17 protein-coding genes are annotated in these 18756 nt (G+C 68.2%); 8 read left to right on the plus strand and 9 right to left on the minus strand.

Translation table 11 applies throughout. The features are described 5' to 3' along the window. Positions 1-156 precede the first annotated feature (156 nt). Positions 157-1710, plus strand: coding sequence for a methyl-accepting chemotaxis protein (locus CFB81_RS24390; RefSeq protein WP_069619370.1), 1554 nt, complete (start codon positions 157-159; stop codon positions 1708-1710). 32 nt (positions 1711-1742) lie between these two features. Here CFB81_RS24390 and CFB81_RS24395 read toward each other — a convergent pair whose 3' ends face one another. Beyond that, on the minus strand, positions 1743-2420 hold the full coding sequence (locus CFB81_RS24395; protein ID WP_069619371.1) for a response regulator transcription factor: 678 nt from the start codon (positions 2418-2420) through the stop codon (positions 1743-1745). A 378-nt stretch (positions 2421-2798) separates the two neighbouring features. Between CFB81_RS24395 and CFB81_RS24405 the strand changes: the two genes are divergently transcribed. Continuing rightward, positions 2799-3290, plus strand: coding sequence for a hypothetical protein (locus tag CFB81_RS24405; RefSeq protein WP_089436810.1), 492 nt, complete (start codon positions 2799-2801; stop codon positions 3288-3290). A gap of 76 nt (positions 3291-3366) precedes the next feature. Here CFB81_RS24405 and CFB81_RS24410 read toward each other — a convergent pair whose 3' ends face one another. The 8 genes from CFB81_RS24410 to CFB81_RS24450 form a co-directional block, all read right to left on the minus strand. Beyond that, a complete protein-coding gene (locus CFB81_RS24410) occupies positions 3367-3873 on the minus strand; it encodes a hypothetical protein (protein WP_089437125.1) in 507 nt (168 codons plus the stop codon). Between the two features lie 129 nt (positions 3874-4002). Then, complete coding sequence (locus CFB81_RS24415) at positions 4003-5400, minus strand: sigma-54 dependent transcriptional regulator (protein ID WP_089436811.1); 1398 nt, start codon at positions 5398-5400, stop codon at positions 4003-4005. A 131-nt stretch (positions 5401-5531) separates the two neighbouring features. Next, complete coding sequence (locus CFB81_RS24420; RefSeq protein ID WP_069619373.1) at positions 5532-6116, minus strand: hypothetical protein; 585 nt, start codon at positions 6114-6116, stop codon at positions 5532-5534. A gap of 155 nt (positions 6117-6271) precedes the next feature. Further along, entirely contained in the window at positions 6272-7924 is a 1653-nt protein-coding gene (locus CFB81_RS24425) for a chemotaxis protein CheA (protein WP_089436812.1), read from the minus strand. A 44-nt stretch (positions 7925-7968) separates the two neighbouring features. After that, on the minus strand, positions 7969-8250 hold the full coding sequence (locus tag CFB81_RS24430; RefSeq protein WP_069619375.1) for a hypothetical protein: 282 nt from the start codon (positions 8248-8250) through the stop codon (positions 7969-7971). A 72-nt stretch (positions 8251-8322) separates the two neighbouring features. Next, entirely contained in the window at positions 8323-8913 is a 591-nt protein-coding gene (locus CFB81_RS24435; protein ID WP_069619376.1) for a hypothetical protein, read from the minus strand. A 112-nt stretch (positions 8914-9025) separates the two neighbouring features. Continuing rightward, entirely contained in the window at positions 9026-9349 is a 324-nt protein-coding gene (locus tag CFB81_RS24440) for a hypothetical protein (protein WP_069619377.1), read from the minus strand. Between the two features lie 1844 nt (positions 9350-11193). Continuing rightward, complete coding sequence (locus CFB81_RS24450) at positions 11194-12117, minus strand: AraC family transcriptional regulator (protein ID WP_069619378.1); 924 nt, start codon at positions 12115-12117, stop codon at positions 11194-11196. A 181-nt stretch (positions 12118-12298) separates the two neighbouring features. On the opposite strand from CFB81_RS24450, the gene CFB81_RS24455 reads away from it, so the two are divergent. The 6 genes from CFB81_RS24455 (at position 12299) to CFB81_RS24480 (ending at position 18744) form a co-directional block, all read left to right on the plus strand. After that, entirely contained in the window at positions 12299-12760 is a 462-nt protein-coding gene (locus CFB81_RS24455; protein WP_069619379.1) for a (2Fe-2S)-binding protein, read from the plus strand. A gap of 2 nt (positions 12761-12762) precedes the next feature. Further along, positions 12763-14973: a xanthine dehydrogenase family protein molybdopterin-binding subunit gene (locus CFB81_RS24460; protein WP_069619380.1), complete on the plus strand. Its 2211-nt coding sequence runs from the start codon at positions 12763-12765 to the stop codon at positions 14971-14973. 366 nt (positions 14974-15339) lie between these two features. Beyond that, a complete protein-coding gene (locus CFB81_RS24465) occupies positions 15340-15738 on the plus strand; it encodes a winged helix-turn-helix domain-containing protein (protein ID WP_069619381.1) in 399 nt (132 codons plus the stop codon). A 393-nt stretch (positions 15739-16131) separates the two neighbouring features. After that, positions 16132-17286, plus strand: a complete 1155-nt coding sequence (gene sctQ / locus CFB81_RS24470; protein WP_089436813.1) for a type III secretion system cytoplasmic ring protein SctQ — start codon at positions 16132-16134, stop codon at positions 17284-17286. Between the two features lies 1 nt (position 17287). Next, positions 17288-17962, plus strand: a complete 675-nt coding sequence (gene sctR / locus CFB81_RS24475; RefSeq protein ID WP_006480865.1) for a type III secretion system export apparatus subunit SctR — start codon at positions 17288-17290, stop codon at positions 17960-17962. After that, the gene (locus tag CFB81_RS24480; protein WP_089437126.1) at positions 17962-18744 is read left to right on the plus strand and encodes a lytic transglycosylase domain-containing protein; all 783 of its coding nucleotides are present in this window, start codon (positions 17962-17964) and stop codon (positions 18742-18744) included. The genes sctR and CFB81_RS24480 overlap by 1 nt, the downstream gene beginning before the upstream one ends. Positions 18745-18756 lie beyond the last annotated feature (12 nt).

The raw sequence follows: 18756 nt of genomic DNA on the forward strand, positions 1-18756 counted from the left end.
TGCATATGCATAGATGCCCGCGCCCGCGTCGCGGGCTTCGGTAAATGGCCGCTTCTAAGGGATTTCCCGTCTACGGCGACGCGCATGGCGCGCCGTCAAGACATGTATCCCGTCACGCCGCCCCGGCGAGCTTCCACGACTGACCGACCTCATACCATGCGCAATCTCTCCCTGAATCAGAAACTCGCCTCGATGATCGTCATCCTATGGCTCGGCCTGCTCGTGATCGCCGGGCTCGGCGCATGGCAGACCCGCGCGTCGATGATCGCGGACCGCCGCGACCAGCTTGCGTCGCTGGTTGCGCAGGCCGCGAGCGTGACCGACCACTACTACAAGCTGTCGCAGCAGAACGCGCTGCCGGAAGCCGATGCGAAGCAGAAGGCGCTCGAGGCGATCGCCGCAATGCGCCATGGCGCCGACGGCTACGTGTCGGTCAACGATTCGAAGCCGGTGATCGTGATGCATCCGATCAAGGCCGAACTCAACGGCAAGGACGTGTCGAATTTCACCGATCCGAACGGCCAGCACCTGTTCGTCGAGATCGTGAAGGCCGGCAACGCGGCAGGCGGCAAGGGCTTCGTCGAATATCTGTGGCCCAAGCCGGGCGCGGACAAGCCGCAGGACAAGACCAGCGCCGTGCAGCGTTTCGCGCCGTGGGACTGGTATCTGGTGACCGGCATGTACATGGACGACGTGCGCTCGGCGGTGCTCGCGAGCGTCGGCCGCTGGCTCGCGATGACGGCCGTGCTCGGCGCGATCGCGACAGCCGTGATGGTGCTGGTGCTGAAAAGCGTGCGCGCAAGCCTCGGCGGCGAGCTCGAAGCGGCGCTCGACGCCGCGCAGCGCATCGCGCAGGGCGACCTGACCGCGCGCGTGACCGTGAAGCACGACGATCGCGGCAGCCTGCTGCATGCGCTGCACACGATGCAGGGCGGGCTGATCGACATGGTGTCGCGCGTCCGGATGGGCACCGAGAACATCAACGTCGGCGCGAGCGAGATCGCGTCCGGCAACACCGACCTGTCGCAGCGCACCGAGGAACAGGCGGCCGCGCTCGTGCAGACCGCGTCGAGCATGGACGAGATGACCGCGAACGTGAAACAGAACGCGGACAGCGCCGCGCAAGCCGCGTCGCTCGCCGGCCAGGCCGCGCAGGTCGCGACGCGCGGCAGCGCAGTGGTCGACGACGTCGTGCGCACGATGAACGAGATCACCGACCGCTCGCACAAGATCGGCGACATCATCGGCGTGATCGACGGGATCGCGTTCCAGACCAACATCCTCGCGCTGAACGCGGCCGTCGAAGCGGCGCGGGCAGGCGAACAGGGCCGCGGCTTCGCGGTCGTCGCGGCCGAAGTGCGCTCGCTCGCGCAACGCTCGGCGACGGCGGCCAAGGAGATCAAGTCGCTGATCGTGTCGTCGAACGAGACGGTCCAGCACGGCGCGACGCTCGTCACGCACGCGGGCGAGACGATGGCCGAGATCGTGCAGTCGGTGCGGCGCGTGAACGAGATCCTCGACGAAATCAGCCACGCCTCGCGCGAGCAGAGCGCCGGGATCGAGCAGGTCAACCGCGCGGTCGGCGAGATGGATCAGGTCACGCAGCAGAACGCGGCCCTCGTCGAACAGGCCGCGGCCGCCGCGCATTCGCTGCGCGATCAGGCCGAGGCGCTGCGCGACGCGGTGACGCGGTTCGCGCTGCCGGCCTGACGGCAGGCCCGCCCCGCACTCACGCCCCGCACTCACGCCGCGCTGCCCGCCCGCAGCGCGGCCTCGCCGCTCCCGAGCCCCAGCCCCGCCGCGCGCTGGATCAGCTCGACGTCGTTGCTCGCGCCGAGCTTCTTCATCGCGCTGATCTTCTGCGCGCTGACCGTCTGCTTGCCCTTGCTCAGGCGCTGCGCGATCGTCTTGATCGGCACGCCCGACAGATACAGGCGAATCACCTCGATCTCGCGCGCCGACAGCTTCACGGGCGCATCGCCGCGCGTGCCGAGCGCATCGACCGCGCGGCGCACGGACGGCGACAGGTAGGTCGCGCCGCTGTAGCTCGAATGGATCGCCGTGACGATATGGCCGACCTCGTCGAGCTTGCTGACGACGCTCACGCCGCCGACCGCGAGGATCGACCGGAAGATCAGCGGATTCTCGTTCGCGACCAGCGCGACGATCCCGACGTTCGGCCGCGTGCGGCGCAGCCAGTCGAACAGCGCGAGGCCGTCCATCTGTTCGTCGCCGCGAATCGTATAGTCGACCAGCACGACGTCACAATCGACGCCGCCGAGCGACGCGACCAGTTCGGCCGCGCTCCGGTAGACCGCCGCGAGCTCGATCGCGCAGGCGCCGCCTGCGATCTGTTCGATACCGGCCAGCGTCAACGGCCAGTCGTACGCGACGACGATACGAACATTGAATTTCCTCATGCGCAATTCCTGGTGGTTCACCGGCCGCGCCACGCGAAACGCACACGACCGGTTGGGCGTTGAAAGGACATTCAGGCTATTTTTAGCCTGAATGTCGATTCTATGAATGTCTGCCCGCGCGCGATATCGGACGGCGTACGAATTGGCCGCCGAAGACGTAATACGCGTTTGATATTTGCACCGGCTCGACGCCCCGGCGGCCGCCGATCGACCGTCGCGGCATTGGCCCAATGGCCGGTATTGCGCGCCGCACGGCCGGCCAGCAGGTAAAATCGGGCGTTTGCATGCCACCCCCGGGCCGCCGGCGGCGAGCGACGCGCCGATGCCGGCCGCGCGCCATCGCCCTTTCGCCGGCTTGCCCGTACTCCCGCTTTCCTCATGACCGATTCCGACCTGCAATCCGACGACACCTCCATCCACGAAGACGGCCTCTGGCGCGACAACGGCTGGACCGCCCGCATCATCAAGAACGAAGACGACGACGGCTGGGCCGTCGAGATGGTCAAGGACGGCGAGTCCGAGCCCGCGCTCGTCGGGCCGTGGACCATGGGTCGCGACAAGAAGAACCCGAAGCCGATGGACGCGAACGCGTTCCGCACGCTCGTGAAAACCGCGACCGAGGTGCTGATGCGGCACGAGCAGCAGCGGCGCGCGCTGCTGCACAAGGAAGTGACGGTGCAGGACGAAGCCGGGCAGGATGTGTCGGTGACGCTCGACATCGTGCCGGACGAGTTCGAGCCGTATGCGCAGCTCAAGGCGTTCGATCCGTATGGCGAGCTGCTGGCCGAAGCGAAGGTGTCGGCCGGGTTCAAGCTCAACAAGGCCAGTGCCGAACGCTGGGTCGCATCGAGCTTCGACCGGCCGGCATAGGGCCTGTTCACGCTAGTAACGGGGCCCTCAGCGAACGGGCCCCAGGCAAGCACGCACGGCGCGCCGAAGCGCGCGATCAGGCGCTGGCGCCCCGCTCCGCGCGGGCGAGCCGGCGGGCGGCCAGCTTGCGCCGCACGAGCGCCTCGAACTGCGGCGTCGCGGCCTCGGGATCGCGTGCGGCCAGGCCCAGCAGGTTGCGCGCGAGCTGAATCGGCGTCAGCACGATGCCCCACGGCAGCCCCCACCAGCCGAGCGTGGCCGACGCGAGCAGCGCGACCGCCTGCTTTCTGCGGCCGCAACGGCGGCAGCACACGTGGCGCCGCGTCGCCCAGCGCGTGACGAACACGAGCGACACGACGCGATGCGACGCGTGGACGTCGACCGGCTGCCCTTCGCGCAGGCAGATCGGACAGGGCCCGTAGCGCCAGTCGTCGACGTACTGCCGCACCTTCGCGTCGGGCACCCGTTCGGCCTCGACGACGACCGGATGCGCCCGTGCGCATGCCGGGCTGCAATAGCGGCGGCCGTCGATCGACTGCCCGCCGACCAGGAACGTCCTGCCGCACTGACTGCACTCTGCCACGATGACCTCGGATGAACGTGATGCGCCGCGTGCCGGTTGCGCGCCCATCGATGCGCGCGCCGGCCGGGGCCATTTGATGTTTTAACGGCTGCCGCCGCGAGGTCTTGAGCGCTCGCGCGCCGCGGCGCGTCAGCCATGCAGCCCGTGCGTGTTCATCAGACGGTACAGCGTCGCGCGCGAGACGCCGAGCTCCGCCGCGGCGTCCGCATGCTGGTGGCGGTGACGCAGCAGCGTTTCCTCGATCGCGTTCCGCTCGGCCTGCCGGCGCGCCTGCGCGAGCGACGGCGGCTGCAACGACGTGTACGGGCGCAGCTCGAGATCGGCGGCCGAGATCAGCGGGCCGTTCGTCATCACGACCGCGAAGCGGATCCGGTTGATCAGCTCGCGCACGTTGCCGGGCCACGGATAGTTGTGGATCGCCGCGATCGCGCACGGCGTGAAGCCGCGAATCCGGTACGAGCCGTCGCCGCGATAGCGCCGCAGCACGTCATCGGCGAGCAGCATGATGTCGCGGCCGCGCATGCGCAGCGGCGGCTCGTCGATACGCAGCACGCACAGGCGGTAGTACAGGTCGGCGCGGAATCGCCCGGCCTGCATCGCGGCCTCGAGATCGACGTGGGTCGCCGACACGATCCGCACGTCCACCGGAATCGACGCGTACCCGCCGAGCCGCTCGATCTTGCCCTCCTGCAGGAACCGCAGCAGGCTCGCCTGGCTCTCGAACGGCATGTCGCCGATTTCGTCGAGAAACAGCGTGCCGCCGTGCGCGGCCTCGATGCGGCCGATCGTGCGCTGGTGCGCGCCGGTAAACGCGCCGCGCTCGTGCCCGAACAATTCGGATTGCAGCAGCGTCGTCGGGATGGCCGCGCAGTTCACGGCGACGAACGGAGCGTCGGCACGCTGCGACTGCCGGTGGATCGCCGCCGCCGTCAGCTCCTTGCCGGTGCCGGATTCGCCGGCGATGAACACGCTCGCCTCGGTGTTCGCGACCTTGCGGATCGTCGCGAACAGCCGGCGCATCGCGTCGCACGCGCCGATCATCGCGCCGCCCGGCGGCGGTGCTTCCGCGGCCGGATCGCCGTCCGCGAGCGTCAGCATCCCGTATGCATGGCCGACGAGATAACCGATCGTCGTATAGGCCGCCGCATTGCGCACATAGTCGAAGCAGCAGCGGCGGATCAGGCGCGCGATCGTGATGTCGCGCAGCCGCTCGCCGTCGGCGAGCGCGACCCAGCCGACGCGCGGGTCGCGCAGCAGCGCCTCGAACGACGCGACGTCCGGCGCCGCGAAACCGGCGAAATCGACGATGCCCGCGTGCGGACGGTTCGCCTTGACGAGATTCAGCGCGTCCGCCACGGTTCTGGCGCGCCTCACGTCCCAGCCGCGCGACGCGAGCACATCGACGAGCGCGGCATCGTGTTGCCGCGACAGGTAGACGAGCGGCCGCGACGGCCCGACGGGGGGGTGACGGACCGCGACGAACGGCAGCGCGCTCACCCGCCGTTCGACATCCTGCGGGCCTGACATGCCGAACTGACAGCACTGGTTCACGATCGCCTCGCCGCATAAGGTTGTGTATCGGAGCAGCCGTTTCCCGATCGCGCGTCGCGGGCTCGCAGTCCCGCGGCGCGACGCCGCTCCGTCCTCGAATCGATGCGTCATCGGCAGAACACGACGCGCTGCGTGTAGATCTGCGGCTCGACGACGGGTTGCGCCTGGCCGTTGAGATCGTCGCGGTAGGCGCGGTAGGTCTTGCCGTTCACCGTCACGTCCGACGCGCGGGCCGTCTCGATCCTGTCGAGCCCGGTGTGCCGCCATTCGTTCACCCGGTCCGCCGCCGTGACGCTCGACTCGCCCGCGATCTTCTGCGTGATCGCGCTGCCGTCGCTCCACGGTTGCGTCTGCATGTCCCCAGTGTGCTGCATCGCGCCGACCGTCCTGCCGATCGGCTTCGGCCCGCTCTGCGCGTCGAACGGCGCACCGCGGCCGTACACCGGCGATTGCCACGACGGCGCGTGGCCCGCCTCCGGCATCATGTAGACCATCTGCGGGTCGCCGATCATCATCATCGGCGCGCATGCCGTGTTGTCGGGACGGCCGAGCGTCGATAGCGCCTGCTGCACGCTCGCGGCGTTCGCGAGGGTCTGCTCGTTCAGGATGACGAAGACCGCGGGATTCTGGAAAACCGACTGCGCAGCGGCTTGCACGCTGGCCAGCAGCAAAGCGACCCAAAAGATCCTCATGATTGAGGCCCTCCCTGCATCCTCGTCACGCAAAAAGAGGTGTTGACCTCGGGGATCGGAACAACACCCGTCAAACCGGAAAGACGGTCGGGCATCGGGCCGAACGCCTGCCGCGCGACCGGCGCGCCGGTCGTACGGCAGACCGGCCCGCACGCTCACGACGAGGTACTCGTCGAGATGACGGTCGGCGCCGGCGCGACCGGTGCAGCCGGTGCGGCCTGCCGGTCGACCGTGGCCGGCGGCAATGCTTGCAGCGGATCGGTCAATGCACGCATGCCGGCCGCATGTGCAGCCGCTGTGCCAGCCGCTTCGACCGCGTCCGGCACGGTCGCGTCGGCTGCCTGCATGTCGGCGGACGCCGCGGCGATCGCAGGCCGCGCGGCCTCCGGTGCACGCGCTTCGGTGATTGCCTGCGGCGCGGGCGCTGCAGCCTTCGTGTCGGCTGCCGGCGCCGCGGCGACGGCTGCCGCCGGCATCGGTTCGGCCACCGGCTCGCCTGCGGCCTGCGCAGCGTCGGTCGCGGCCGGCATCGGCTTCGATGCGTTGCCGGCGACGGTCGGGGCAGGCTCGGGCGCTTTGTCGGCAACGGCCGGCGCAGGTTCGGCGGCCTGGTCAGCAACGATCGGCGCAGGCTCCGGGGCCCTGTCGGCAGCGGCAGGCACAGGCTCGGGCACCTTGTCGGCGATCGGCTGCGCGGGCTCCGGCGCCTTCGTATCGGCCACCGGCGCGGCAGGTGCTGGCGATGCGTTGTCGGCCACAGCCGGCGCGGCGATGACGGCCACAGCCGGCACGGCTGCCATCGCGGCCGCCGGAACGACCGACGCCGCGGGCGCGGCGGCGGCCGCAACAGGCGCGACGGGTGCGGCTGCCGCAGGGACCGCAGCGGCAGCCGTCGGCGCTGCGACAGCCGGCGCGACTGCAGCCACGGCCGGCGCCGCGACGCCCGGAGCGGCGGCGACAGGCGCCATCGCCGGAACCGGCACGGGCACGGAAACCGGCGCAGCGCGCATCGAAGCCGTCTCGATCGGACGCGTCGGTGCGGGCGCCGGCGCGGCCGAGCCAAGCGGCGGCAGGCCCATCCGGTTGCGCACGATCGGATCGCGATACTTGATGTCGTCCGCGACGGTCGCTTCGACGCTGGGCGCCACGTTCGAACGCGCGAGCGGCGCGCTCGTGCCCGGGCACAGGTGTCCGGTCGCTTCCACCGCGCGCCGGTTCGCGTCGCTCTGGCACAGCAGCGCGAGCGCCACGTCGGTCAGGCCCATCGCACGGAATTCACGCGCATCGAGACGCCGCACGCAGGCCTGGTCGACCAGCGTCGTACCGCCCGTCGCGCCGAACCCCGGGAACGACACGCCGACGCTCACCGAGCCCATGCAGGTATCGGACAACGTGGTCGTGAGGCCGGGCGCCTGGATCGACGGGTTCGTCTTGATCGTCTGCGTGCCCGAGTAATTGACGTTTTCCGAGATCTGGGTGTTGTAAGGGTTGGTGCCGGGCGCCCCGGACGACTGGAGCGAGTTCACGCTCTGCGGCGTCACGTTGCCGCCGGCCGTGCCGGACGGCATCGTCACGTTGACGTTCACGCTCGAATTGCCGCTGCCGCGCACGCCGCTGGAACTGGTGGCATTGCCGCCGCGCGAACTCGTGGTGTTCGTATTCATGCTCGACCCACCGCCCTGGCTGATCGCGGTCGACGACGTCGACGATTGCGCGCTCGACGTCGAATCGGCGGTTTGCGCATGGGCACCGATCGTGGTCATCGCGAACATCGCCGCACATGCCACCTTGATCCTGTTGCTGTTCATTTCACTCTCCGGACGAGGTTTGACCTCCCACCCAGGCAACCGTACTAATTCCCCTGAATGCCTTCAGTTTTCGCTGCTTCCCCGAACTGCTTCCAGCCGCTGCCCAGCTGGGACCACGAGCCGGCCGACATGCCCTGCCATTGCTGGGTGTCCGGTCCGCCGATGGCACTGCCCGACGAAAGCGTGTGTTGCTCTGACGGTTTGGTTGTCTGGTCGGGGTTGTTTGACGTCTGCATAGTCGATTGCACACCATCGGGAGCACGGTCGGCGCCATACGCCGTCAGAGACGCGAGCATCAGAGCGGCGGCAATCAGGTTCTGCTTCATGCCAACTCCTTACGTGACAACAATGCGGAAAAGAGACCAGCGTCGCTGCGAAACTGGTCCCCCCACCCCTGACTAACGACTGCTCCCGGTCGCGCTCGAGTCGCCCTGGCTTCCGCCCGATGCGGACGGCGAACCGGCCGGACCGGTACTCCACACGGTCGATGTGTTGTAGTGATTCGAGCCCGCGATCGCGCCCGACCCGCCGCCGCCCGTCCACCCCACGGCCCCCGCGTTGGCCATCCCGTGGTCGTTCGCGCCCGTGGCCGTGTAGTGGTTCGCGCCAAGTACGATCGTGGCGGTCACCCCTCCCGAAAGCGCATTCGCGTTCTCGTTCGTGCTGCCGTTTCCGGCGAACGAACCCGCGGCGCCGATCCCGCCGCCTGCCGCGAACGCGCCCCCGTTCGTGCCCGAACCGCTGGCCGTCGAAGTCGAGTTGTGATACGCGGACGCCGTGCCGGCAGAGCCGGCGGGTGTCACGGTACTGCCTGCATTCGCGCCGGCCGTCGAAGTCGAATTGCTGGTATAGCTGCCGGAGCCGACCAGCACCGAACCGGAAACACCCGCCGCAACGGATTGCGTCTGGTTGGTCGTGGACGATCCGGCCGCCAACGCAGCGGACGAAATGACGGCGAGCGCTGTCGCTAAAATGACTTTGGCTTTCATAGCAATTCCTTGCCGTGAGGAAGTTCGAACGGTGGCGGAGCCGGGCCTGCCCGCACGGGGCAAGGCCCGGCATCCGACCCGCCAGCCAATGACGAACGCTACGCGTCGCGGCTTAGTGGTGATACGTCCAGCCGGTCGATCCCGCGTTCGCGCCGCTGCTGCCGCCCGCTTGTGAGCCGCCGAAGCCGAAGCCGCCGACCGTCGACGTTTGCGTGTGGCTCGTATACGAGATCGAGCCGCTGCCGGGGCCGCCGGCCAATGCGCCGGCTGCGCCGAGCGCCGAGCCGGAATCGGTCGCGGAGAAGTGACCGAACCCGGTGACCCCGGCCATCGTCTGGCCGCCGCTCGACGAGTTGCTGCTCGACACCGTGCCGCTGCCGGCAAACGCTGCACCCGAAACCGCCAGAACTGCTGCTGCAATCAGAAGCTTCTTCATGGTGGACTCCTAACGGCGTGGAGAGAATGAGCACGGAAGATCGCACGCCATCGACCTTCCAGCCGCGAGCAATCCTCAAAAATAAGGATTACTATAAAATTCACAAATCATTGTTCTATCGCGAATCGGCTTTTTATTTTTTGCCAGACGAAGTCTAGTTTTATGTTTTTAAATTGTCCAAAATTCAAGCGTAGGTGTTTTCTATTATTTTTACGACCATTGCTGACGGTCTAAAAAACACCCTAGATTCAATTAACCGAAATGACGCACACATCTTTCCGGCTCGCGATTTTCAATACCACGTCGAAAACGAATGCCGGCACTGGCACCCGTTTCCGGAATTGAAAATTGGCGAATGTATTGACTACCGCAAAATGCAGCGCCCGCTCGACACGTGCCCTTCATTCGGGCGATAACGGGCCGGCATTGCAGCCAGACGACATGTCTGCTCCCTGAGCTGACGAAGCAAGGCCTTCCGGATAACCCGGGCGACGCGCGTTCGATCTAGTCCGGCCGGCGCAGGGACTGGCCCGGCGCGATCGAAACGGCGCTGCACGGTTGAAGAGGAATCGGCGCCACGCTGTCCGGCACGAACAGCAGGCCCCATCCGGGAATGCCGAATGAAGTGGAGCACCGCTGTCGGCCGGTTGCCGCGCGAAGCGACGACCGCGCCCGCATGCGGCGCGCGCGGAGGACGGGAAATCGGCAAGGCGCTACCGACGACGCTGGCACTGCGTCGCAAGCGCTACCCCGATCGTTCCGACTACCCCTTTGGTGCGCAACCCACGCGCAGGTCATGCCACTGCTTATAGTGTTCATCGCCATTTCCCCGACAGGCTCGTGACGAACGGGTCGCCCCCACATCGTTGTTGCATCGTGTCGACCGCTCGCCGGTACGTCCCATATCGCAAACCCCATGCCATGCGATATTCCACCGAGCATTGCATCCGGCGTGCGGCCGTCAGGCCTGATCATTTCTCCGGAAACGGCGTTTTTTTGTTTCATGAATGTATCGCGATAACGGGGCGCGCCCTAAAGCGATCATTGAAGATCGTGACGCAATACCGCGATTTGATGGAAGAATCCGGCTTGCCGGGCGTTGACGGACACCCGTGCGAACGGGTGTTTCAATCTTGAGAGGCGAATCTCGACTCCCCGCTCGGGGTTCGCGCGTTTCCGCTGACAAACCGCGTGTCGCGGCATGCCAGCAGCCGTCCATTACCCCGACGAACGAGGGCCGGTCGCTCGATGCGCCCCACCGAACGGCCGCCGATACGGCCGAAACACGGGTTCACCCTGAAATGCAAAAGGAATTTGATTCATCCGTGAAAATACCCGCACGATCACGCGGCGAAAAATCGTGCCATCCGGTATGTTTCGGGCGCAATAACCGAACAAATGAAAACGTCCGATTCCGACACAGACGGGCACCTTCATTTTTTTCATTCCCATTCGATTCACCTTTCGCGCACGAAGCGACGGCGGTCGATTCATCGAATAGACACCCTCAGTCAGTTACCCGCTTGATTCTCATCACTGAAACATTTCGATTCAAAACAGCTTTCACGTCTTCAATCTCGTGAAAGCTTGACTCATCGCGCGTTTCGTCGCATCGAACCGTATCGATCCAGCCATCTCCGTGGGTACTTCCCTGCCCCCCGAGACTCACGCGTGAGACACAAACGTTCGATATCGATGAAGGCCTGCGTCGGATGAGCGGCGATTTCAGTCGCGAACCGTGGCGCGACCCGGCACTGCGCAAGACCGGAGCCCGCCACGCGTCGCGGCCGACATCCTCGAGCGCAACGCGCCGCCGTCGCGAAATGACGATCGATGGCCGCCCGTCAGCCGAGCAGCTCCTTCTTCCGCAGATGCACGACGTCGCGCATCGGCGGCGCGCCGAACAGCCGGCTGTATTCGCGGCTGAACTGCGACGCGCTTTCGTAGCCGACGACGGCCGCCACCGACCCGACGTCGCCGCCCTGTCGCAGCAACAGCCGCCGCGCCTCGTGCAGCCGCAGTTGCTTCTGGTACTGCAGCGGGCTCAGCGTCGTCACGTGCTTGAAATGATGGTGCAGCGACGACACGCTCATGTTGACCGCCTGCGCGAGCGATTCGACGCGCATCGGCTCCGCGAAATGATCGCGGATCCATTCGATCGCGCGCGCGATCCGGTGCGTCTGGCTGCCCGCGATCGCCATGTGCCGCAGCCGCGTGCCCTGCCCGCTCGTCATCAGCCGATACAGCACCTCCTTTTCGATCAGCGGCGCGACGACCGCGATGTCGGCCGGCGTATCGAGCAGCCGCAGCAGCCGCAGCGCCGCGTCGAGCAGCGGCGGCGTCAGTTCCGCGAGCGCGATCCCCTCGCCTTCCGGGCCCGCGTCGGGCTCGGGCAGCCGCATCTCGGCCGCCAGCTCGACGATGCGCTGCGGATCGAGCGTCAGCGACAGGCACAGGTACGGCTCGTCCGCCGACGCACGCGTCACGCGCGAGAGGATCGGCAAGTCGATCGACGTAATCAGGCAATTGTGGGTGTCGTATTCGTAAGCCTGGCCGGCCACGATCACGCGCTTCGCGCCCTGCGCGGCGATGACCAGCGCGGCGCGCGATACGCCGCAGCCGAGATCGACCGGCCGCGTGTGCCGATGCAGCATCAGGCCCGGCACGGCCGTCGAATGCGAGCCGTCCGCCGGCGCGAAACGGCCGATCAGCGACGCCAGTTCGCGTCGCCCGGATTCGCGCGACGCCACGATATCGGTCATGTCCATGACGCATCCTCGAATAATTTCCCGTGTCGCGCGAGCATAGCGAAACGGCCTGCGGCGTGCCGGGGATTTGCAGGATTGTTCAATAAATTTGCAGGATTGGGTAGACGCAAAAACCGGCTGCTCGCGCACACTCCCGGCTAACCTGTCCGTAAGGCGGGTTTTCCCCACGGAGACACACAACATGCCTACCTCGTTTGTCCTGAACGGCAAGAACGTCACGCTCGACGCCGATCCGTCGATGCCCGTCCTCTGGGCGATTCGCGAACACGCGGGACTGACCGGCACGAAGTTCGGCTGCGGCATGGCGCAGTGCGGCGCGTGCACGATCCATCTCGAAGGCCAGGCCGTGCGCTCGTGCGTGCTGCCGCTCGCCGCCATCGCGGGCAAGCACGTCACGACGATCGAAGGCGTGCAAAGCAAGCCCGCGAAGGCCGTGCAGGCCGCATGGGTCAAGCTGCAGGTGCCGCAATGCGGCTACTGCCAGTCCGGCCAGATCATGTCAGCCACCGCGTTGCTCGAACAGAACCCGAAGCCGACCGACGCGGACATCGACGCCGCGATGAACGGCAACCTCTGCCGCTGTGCGACCTACGCCCGCATCCGGGCCGCGATCCACGATGCGGCCGCGACGCTGGGAGCCTGACCATGACGATCGAACTCGACCACACCGATGCGGTGCGCCCGTCGCGCCGCACGTTCCTGAAAGCCGCGGGCGCCGCTGCCGCCGTCAGCCTGACCATCGGCTTCGACTGGGCCGGCCTCGGCCGCCGCGCGCTCGCCGCGACCGCACCGGCCGGCGATTTCGCGCCGAACGCATTCCTGCGCATCACGCCCGACGGCGCCGTCACGGTGATCGCGAAGCACGTCGAAATGGGCCAGGGTGCATATACGGGCATCGCGACGATCGTCGCCGAGGAGCTCGATGCCGACTGGTCGAGCGTGCGCGTCGAAAGCGCGCCGGCCGATGCGAAGCGCTACGCGAACCTCGCGTTCGGCACGATGCAGGGCACGGGCGGCAGCTCGGCCATGGCGAACTCGTGGCAGCAACTGCGCGAAGCGGGCGGCAAGGCGCGCGCGATGCTCGTGTCGGCCGCGGCGGCCCGCTGGAAGGTGCCGGCCGCCGAGTTGACCACCGCCAACGGCGTCGTCACGCACGCGAAGAGCGGCAAGACGGCCGCGTATGGCACGCTCGTCGCCGATGCGTCGAAGCTGCCGGTGCCGGACAAGGTCACGCTGAAGCAGCCGGCCGATTTCAAGCTGATCGGGCACAGGATTCCGCGCGTCGACGCATCGTCGAAATCGAACGGCACCGCGCATTTCACGCTCGACACGACGTTCCCCGGCATGCGCGTCGCGCTGCTGCAGCGGCCGCCGCGCTTCGGCGCGACGGTGAAATCGTTCGACGCGACGGCCGCGAAGGCCGTGCCGGGCGTCGTCTCGGTCGTGCAGGTGCCGGGCGGCGTCGCGGTCGTCGCGACGGGCTTCTGGGCCGCGAAACAGGGCCGCGACGCGCTGAAGATCGACTGGGACGAAACGAAGGCGGAGAAGCGCAGCTCGGATGCGCTGATGCGCGAATACCGGCAACTCGCCGAGAAGCCGGGCGCGTCCGCGCGCAAGGACGGCGATGCCGATGCGGCGATCGCCGGCGCGGCGCGCAAGATCAGCGCGACGTACGAGTTCCCGTATCTCGCGCATGCGCCGATGGAGCCGCTCGACGCGGTCGTCAAGCTGACGCCGAACAGCTGCGAGATCTGGGCCGGCGACCAGTTCCAGACCGTCGACCAAGGCAACGCGGCCAGGACGGCCGGACTGAAGCCGGAGCAGGTGCGGATCCATACGCTGTATGCGGGCGGCAGCTTCGGCCGGCGCGCGAACGCATGGTCGGATTACGTGGTCGAGGCCGTGTCGATCGCGAAGGCGCTCGGCGCAGACGGCAAGCCGGTCAAGCTGCAGTGGACCCGCGAGGACGACATCCAGGGCGGCTTCTACCGGCCGATGTACTTCCACAAGCTCGACGCGGGCCTGACCGCGGACGGCCGGCTGGTGGGCTGGCGTCATCGGATCGTCGGCCAGTCGATCCTCGCCGGCACGCCGTTCGAGGCATTCATGGTCAAGAACGGAATCGACGCGACGTCGGTCGAGGGCGCGGCGAACCTGCCGTACGCGGTGCCGAACGTGTCGGTCGAACTCACCACCACCCAGGTCGGTCTGCCGGTGCTGTGGTGGCGCGTGGTCGGCAGCTCGCACACGGCCTATGCGGTCGAGGCGTTCATCGACGAAGCCGCGCATGCGGCCGGCAAGGACCCGTACGCGTTCCGCCGCGACCTGCTCGCGAAGGAGCCGCGCATGCGCGCGGTGCTGGAGCTGGCCGCGCAAAAGGCCGGCTGGGATCCGGCCAAGCCGCTGCCGAAGGGCCGCGGGCGCGGGATCGCGGTGGCCGAGGCGTTCAAGAGCTATGTCGCGCAGGTGGCCGAGGTGTCGGTCGATGCGGACGGCAAGGTGAAGGTCGAGCGCGTGGTGTGCGCGGTCGACTGCGGGATCGCGATCAATCCCGACATCGTCGCCGCGCAGATGGAGGGCGGCATCGGTTTCGGGCTCGGCGCGGCGATGCACAGCGCGATCACGCTGAAGGACGGCCAGGTCGAGCAACGCAACTTCGACGGCTATCACGTGCTGCGGATGGCCGAGATGCCGAAGGTCGAGGTGCATATCGTGCCGTCGGCCGAGGCGCCGACCGGGGTCGGCGAGCCGGGCGTCGCGCCGATCGGGCCGGCCGTGGCGAACGCGATCTTCGCGGCGACGGGCAAGCGGCATTACGTGCTGCCGTTCGATTCGGCGGAGAGCGCGAAGGCGTGATGTGTCGGGACGCCGGCTGCGGCGCGAGGTATGCGCCGTGGCCGGTGTTTTTCGGCCGCCGATGCAGGGTTCGTTATCCACCTTAATCTCATCCGGCCTCCCCCCAAGGCCGGACCTCCTTCCACGTTACGTCAGACGTAACGCCCGTAACGTCGCCACCCGATGCTACGTAACAATCCTTCACTATTATCGTGCCCGTTTCATCGGCCGCCCGGTGTTCCCGGTTAAAAATTCTTTTAAATTCAACGCTTCCCCGCCGTCCGCGCCATTGCCGCCAGCCGGCGCCCCCTCACAGCCCTCCCCCTGGCCCGGAAGTTGCAGCACAGCACCCCGCAAACACTCCTTTACGGACATGCGAGGGCCACCATGGATTGCAAATACCTGTACATCGACAACATAAAAATCAACTTCGTCCGCCGCACGATCGAAATCGACAACAAGGTCGTTGACGTGACCCCGCGCGAATTCGACGTCGTCGAATTCCTGCTCGACAACATGAACAAGGTCGTGCCGCGGCAGGCAATCCAAGAAGCCGTGTGGGGCCGCGAGCTCGGCGTGTCGTCGCGCACGCTCGACACCCATATCTCGCGGATCCGTTCGAAGCTGCAGCTCGAACACGACAAGAACCTGCGCATCATCCCGATCTACGCGGTCGGTTATCGCCTCGTGCTGTTCGGTGCGGCGATGACGCACGTCGAGCGCCACGACGCGGCGCCGATCGTGCGCGCGGCGCCGCAGCCGGCGATGGCCGCCGACTACGCGTAACGCCGCACCCGCGCGCCGCCCGTTCGCGGCGCGCCGGCAACGCCTCCCCACCGCGCTGCGCGGATTCGCAGCCCCATCGCGGCCGGTCAGCCGGATGCGGCCTGTCCGCCGTCCGGCCCCGTCAGCCAGTCGCGCCCCGACCGCCGCCTCCGGGCGGCGGTTGCCTTTGACCGCCAGCCGTCGCGCCGCCCGCTTCATCGCACGCCGCCGCACTTCGTCGCGCTTCGTAGCGCCCCGCTCCCGTCGTCTGCGCACGACGGTCGCGACTACGGATTCCGGCGCGGCACGCGGCCATCGCCGTCCCTACAATCGACGCAGCAGCCGCGCGCCCCTCGGCGCCGCCGGCACCAGAACAACCCGTCGAACCGACGCCGAATCCGCCCCGATCCCGCCGTGCCTGCGCTGTTCCTGACGAATGCCGACGCCGGCGACGCCGCGAACCGGGCCATGCCCGCCGCTTCCCCGCCGCCCGCCGCCGCGCCGGCCGCGGTCGCGCTCGACGCGTCGCCCTACCTGCCGCGCCTGTCCGCCGCCGCCGCGCGCGGGCTGTCGCATGCGTACTGCGCGACGGGCGCCGTCCCGGTCACGCTCGGCGAGCACGCGTACGAGGTGCGCTGGCGCGTCGACGCCGAGCCGGCCGCCGACGCGCACGCGTACCGCTTCGTCGTCGGCCCGGCCGCCGGCACGCTGTGGATCGACCCGATCGCGGAAACCGAATGGCTCGGCGATGCGGCCGATCCGGCGGTCCCGGCCGTGATCCGCGCGGCGCTGCTCGCCGATCTCGCCGCGCCGCTCGCGGCCGTGCTGCAGGCGGCGACGCGGCAGCGCGTGGAATTGCTGCCGCCGCCCGACGGCGCGCCGGCCTGGCGCGCCTCGCCGGCCGCGCTGCGGTTCGAGCTGCGGCGCGCCGACGCCGCGTGGCGCTGCCACGGCGCGCTGCTGTTCGACGCGCCGGATGCGCTGGCCGTATTCTTCGCGGCCGCGCCGGCCGCGCTCGCCGACGCGCGCGCGGCCTACGCGAGCCTGCCCGTGCCGCTCGTGTTCGAGATCGGCCGCACCGAGCTGACGACGGCCGAACTGGCCGACGTCGTCGGCGGCGACATCATCGCGATCGAGCGCTGGCAGGCGCACGAGCAGAACCTGCTGTGCGTCGCGCGGCTGCCCGCCACGCCGGCGTGGGAGATCACCGGACGGCCGTCGGGCAACCGGCTGACCGTCGAACGAATCAGGGAGATGCCTTTGGAACCGACCCGCACAGACTCCGCGCCGCCGACGACGCACGACGCGCCGCCCGCCGACGCCCCGCGCTCGCTCGACGGCCTCGCGGTCGACCTGCGCTTCGAGCTGCCGCCCACGTCGATGCCGCTCGGCGAACTGAGCGCGCTGCAGCCGGGCGCCGTGATCGAGCTGCAGCAGGGCATCAACCAGAGCGTGATCCATCTCGTCGCGAACGGGATGCTGATCGGCACCGGTCATCTGATCGCGGTCGGCCAGAAGCTCGGCGTACGCGTCGTCACGCTGACGCAACCCGCGCCGCGCGAGCGCTGAGATGGGCAACCTGCCGAATCCGGTCGCGCTGATCGCGGTGATCGCCGCGCTCGGCATCGCGCCGTTCGCGGCGCTGATGGTGACGAGCTACACGAAGCTGGTGGTCGTGCTCGGCCTGCTGCGCTCCGCGCTCGGGATCCAGCAGGTACCGCCGAACCTGGTGCTGAACGGCATCGCGCTGATCCTGTCGCTGTTCATCATGGCGCCCGTCGGGATGTCGATCCGCGACGCGTTGCAGGCGCGCCATTTCGATGCATCGGGACAGTTGTCGACCTCGGACATCGGCGCGCTCGCCGATGCCGCGCTGCCGCCGATCAAGGATTTCCTCGTCTCGCATACGCGCCAGCGCGATCGCGAATTCTTCGTGCGCACCGCGACGTCGGTCTGGCCGAAGAACCGCGCGGACGGCATCAAGGACGACGACCTGCTCGTGCTGGTGCCGAGCTTCACGCTCGCCGAGCTGACGAAGGCATTCCAGATCGGCTTCGTGATCTACATCGTGTTCATCGTCGTCGATCTGCTGGTCGCGAACATCCTGCTGGCGCTCGGGATGCAGATGATCTCGCCGACGACGATCTCCGTGCCGTTCAAGCTGCTCCTGTTCGTCGCCCTCGACGGCTGGTCGCTGCTCGTGCATGGGCTCGTGCTGTCGTATCGGGTCGCCGGAGCCGGATGATGCGCGCACGCGCCCTGCGAACCGCCGCCGCGTGCGTGTGCGCGCTGATCGCGCTCGCGTGCGGGCCGTACGGCGTCGCGCAGGCAGCCGGCGCCGCCGCCGGTTTCGCGCAACTCGCGCGCGCGTGCGCGCCGAACGTCGACCCCGATACGCTCGCCGCGCTCGTGCGCACCGAGTCGGGCTTCAATCCGTATGCGATCGGCGTGGTCGGCGGGCATCTGGCGCGCCAGCCCGCCTCGCTCGACGAGGCGCGCGCGACCGCGCGCGAACTGTCGTCGCGCGGCTTCAGCTACAGCGTCGGTCTCGCGCAGGTGAACGAACGCAATTTCGCGAAATACGGGCTCGATGAAGCGACGATGTTCGAGCCGTGCCGCAACCTGCGGGCCGGCGGCGCGATCCTGACCGAATGCTTCGCGCGCTCGTCGGGCACCGGCCGCGCGACGCAGGCCGCGTTGCGCGCGGCGCTGTCGTGCTATTACAGCGGCAACTTCACGACCGGCTTCTCGAGCGGCTACGTGAGCCGCGTCGTCGCGAGCGCGCAGCGCAACGCGCACGAAGGCGGCATCGAGCCGATCCCGGTCGTGCGCGACGTGCCGCCGCCGGCGCGGCAGCGACGCATGGACGCGGCCGCGACCACGCCGCCCGATCGCGCGCGCAGGCTGCCGTTGCCGGCCGCCTCCGCCGACGCACCGTCGTGCCATGCGCGCCCGGTCGTGATGATGTGCCGCGGCTTGCCGGCGAGCCAGGCGAAGCGGCTGTGCGTGCGGTGTCTCGATCAGTGATCGCATGATCGC

The sequence above is a fragment of the Burkholderia sp. AU28863 genome, from assembly GCF_002223195.1.
Lineage (GTDB): Bacteria > Pseudomonadota > Gammaproteobacteria > Burkholderiales > Burkholderiaceae > Burkholderia > Burkholderia sola.

What these genes read in the sequence shown, in the direction of transcription:
- CFB81_RS24435 (WP_069619376.1), bottom strand. Translation starts at nt 8,913, where the DNA reads ATGAAAGCCAAAGTCATTTTAGCGACAGCGCTCGCCGTCATTTCGTCC.
- CFB81_RS24420 (WP_069619373.1), bottom strand. Translation starts at nt 6,116, where the DNA reads ATGAGGATCTTTTGGGTCGCTTTGCTGCTGGCCAGCGTGCAAGCCGCT.
- CFB81_RS24450 (WP_069619378.1), bottom strand. Translation starts at nt 12,117, where the DNA reads ATGGACATGACCGATATCGTGGCGTCGCGCGAATCCGGGCGACGCGAA.
- CFB81_RS24395 (WP_069619371.1), bottom strand. Translation starts at nt 2,420, where the DNA reads ATGAGGAAATTCAATGTTCGTATCGTCGTCGCGTACGACTGGCCGTTG.
- CFB81_RS24455 (WP_069619379.1), top strand. Translation starts at nt 12,299, where the DNA reads ATGCCTACCTCGTTTGTCCTGAACGGCAAGAACGTCACGCTCGACGCC.
- CFB81_RS24440 (WP_069619377.1), bottom strand. Translation starts at nt 9,349, where the DNA reads ATGAAGAAGCTTCTGATTGCAGCAGCAGTTCTGGCGGTTTCGGGTGCA.
- CFB81_RS24405 (WP_089436810.1), top strand. Translation starts at nt 2,799, where the DNA reads ATGACCGATTCCGACCTGCAATCCGACGACACCTCCATCCACGAAGAC.
- CFB81_RS24430 (WP_069619375.1), bottom strand. Translation starts at nt 8,250, where the DNA reads ATGAAGCAGAACCTGATTGCCGCCGCTCTGATGCTCGCGTCTCTGACG.
- CFB81_RS24480 (WP_089437126.1), top strand. Translation starts at nt 17,962, where the DNA reads ATGCGCGCACGCGCCCTGCGAACCGCCGCCGCGTGCGTGTGCGCGCTG.
- sctR (WP_006480865.1), top strand. Translation starts at nt 17,288, where the DNA reads ATGGGCAACCTGCCGAATCCGGTCGCGCTGATCGCGGTGATCGCCGCG.
- CFB81_RS24465 (WP_069619381.1), top strand. Translation starts at nt 15,340, where the DNA reads ATGGATTGCAAATACCTGTACATCGACAACATAAAAATCAACTTCGTC.
- CFB81_RS24390 (WP_069619370.1), top strand. Translation starts at nt 157, where the DNA reads ATGCGCAATCTCTCCCTGAATCAGAAACTCGCCTCGATGATCGTCATC.
- CFB81_RS24415 (WP_089436811.1), bottom strand. Translation starts at nt 5,400, where the DNA reads ATGTCAGGCCCGCAGGATGTCGAACGGCGGGTGAGCGCGCTGCCGTTC.
- CFB81_RS24460 (WP_069619380.1), top strand. Translation starts at nt 12,763, where the DNA reads ATGACGATCGAACTCGACCACACCGATGCGGTGCGCCCGTCGCGCCGC.
- CFB81_RS24425 (WP_089436812.1), bottom strand. Translation starts at nt 7,924, where the DNA reads ATGAACAGCAACAGGATCAAGGTGGCATGTGCGGCGATGTTCGCGATG.